Raw genomic sequence first — 1,866 nt, 5'->3', positions numbered from 1 at the left:
CCAGAACGGCAATCTCGTCATCGATGTGCAGCGGGCTGAAATCGTTGGAGATGTAGCGCCGGTAATGGCCGTACGGATCGGTGAAGCGCTTGAACACGTTATAAACCGGGATGTCGTGATTCCCCGGTACAGCCATGTAAGGAAAGGGCAATTTTTCCAGGAAGACGCGCGCTTCCTCGAAGTGGCGTGCCTTCGCCCGCTGTACGAAGTCGCCGGATATGATGATCAGGTCGGGAGCCTGCGCCCTCAGGTCGGCCAGCAGGCCATCCACCACGCGCTGGTCTATCCGCCCGAAATGCAGGTCGGAGATGTGAGCGAGCCGTTTCACGCCTTCCTCATCCTCTTTCTCAGCCAGGCGCCAGAACCTTCAGGGCTTTCGGAAGAATCCGATAATGAAGTGGCGCATGCAGCTTCCGGATTTCGCCGTCGTTGACCATCTTCAGGTGATGGCGGCGGCTGTGGACCGTCAGGCTGGTGACCGAATAGGTTTCCAACCCCTCGTCCTGTTTCCAGGAGCCGGCGACCAGCCGTCCCATCAACCGCAACATCGCCCAGGCGTTCCGTTCGCGGGCCACATACACCCCAAGTTTTCCCGCATCCAAAGCCTCGCGGGCCAGGACGAGGCCGAATCCGTCGTCGTAGACATTGTTGGAAACGACCAGAATCGGGGTGCGCATGCGCCGTGGCCCCTCGCCCCAATCCAGCCGCACATCCAGCATCGGCATCTTGTACAGCGTCCTTGCCAGTGCCATGGCGGCCCCTGGCCATTTCAGCAACCGGTGCTGCTTGCGCTGGCGTTCGCGCTCCTGGACCACCTGCGGATAAAAGCCCAGGACGGAACTGTTGGTGTAGGGTTCGCCATTCACCTCGGCGATGTCGATGACACGGACGCGCCCGCCAGCCAACGCTTCTGCGGCATCCTCCAATTCAAGTGGAATATGAAGATCCCGTGCCAATAAGTTGAGAGTACCCAATGGAATGACGCCCAACGTCTTCCCCTTCGGCAGCGCGAGCTTCACCGCGCTGTGCAGAGTGCCGTCTCCGCCGCCAACCACCACGGTCTCGGCCTCGGACTCCAGAACCTGCCGGATCGTCTCGGTGCATTGCGCACCGTCGACGGTGTGGAGATCGACGGTGGCACCATGCCGCTCGAACGCCGTGCGGATCGCTGTCTCCGCACGGTCGATGGGCCGATCGACCAGTGAACCTGCCTGCCGGTTCAGGACGATTCCGACTTTCATGGATCACCCGGTGGGATATGGAGCATCATCGGCATCTGGCCTTCGCTGAGGATCGGAATGGGGTCATATCTTCAGATGAGAGCGTGAGCGCAACGGTCCAAGGGGATCGATGTTCCTGACCGGCCTGCCCCGACCTCGGCGGGCGAACATCCGCATCCGTATGGCTGGTTTGACAGCGTCGTAGGCTGCCGTATCATCGCTGCCGGCTGTTTCCTCCCCTCAAAGCATGGCAGGGATGGTACAGACGGCCCGCCACCGCCCGTTTCGCAACGATAATTGAGAAAATACAAGACGATGAGCGACGCTGCTGAGATTCTGTTCGAACGCCGGGGCGCCATCGGCCTCGTCACGCTCAACCGGCCCAAGGCGCTGAACGCGCTGACTCTTGGGATGATCAGGCTGTTCGATCCGCAACTGCGGGCCTGGAATGCCGATCCGGAGATCAAGGCCGTCGTGATTCGCGGTGCCGGCGAGAAGGCTTTCTGCGCCGGCGGCGATGTCGTCAGTCTGTATGAAGCCGGCAAGGCCGCCAAGGAAGGGCATGGCGATACCCAGCCGATCCGCGCCTTCTTCAGCGAAAAGTATGTACTGAACCGGCTGATCAAGCGCCTGTCCAAACCCTACG

General features: G+C 60.9%; 3 protein-coding genes. 1 reads left to right on the top strand and 2 read right to left on the bottom strand.

What is annotated here, in order from left to right; genetic code table 11:
- Positions 1–328 (bottom strand): metallophosphoesterase (locus I71_RS30610; RefSeq protein ID WP_042703261.1); only part of this gene is annotated, 328 nt, incomplete at its 3' end.
- 19 nt (positions 329–347) lie between these two features.
- Positions 348–1,241 carry a diacylglycerol kinase family protein gene (locus tag I71_RS30605; RefSeq protein ID WP_042703259.1) on the bottom strand — a complete coding sequence of 298 codons (894 nt, stop codon included), beginning with the start codon at positions 1,239–1,241 and terminating at the stop codon, positions 348–350.
- A 294-nt stretch (positions 1,242–1,535) separates the two neighbouring features.
- Between I71_RS30605 and I71_RS30600 the strand changes: the two genes are divergently transcribed.
- On the top strand, positions 1,536–1,866 hold a 331-nt coding region (locus tag I71_RS30600), incomplete at its 3' end, for an enoyl-CoA hydratase/isomerase family protein (protein WP_042703257.1).

Source organism: Azospirillum sp. B506 (assembly GCF_000333595.1).
Lineage (GTDB): Bacteria > Pseudomonadota > Alphaproteobacteria > Azospirillales > Azospirillaceae > Azospirillum.
Note: the sequence above shows the minus strand (reverse complement) of the source record. Positions and strands in the feature narration are given on the sequence as shown.

What these genes read in the sequence shown, in the direction of transcription:
- I71_RS30605 (WP_042703259.1), bottom strand. Translation starts at nt 1,241, where the DNA reads ATGAAAGTCGGAATCGTCCTGAACCGGCAGGCAGGTTCACTGGTCGAT.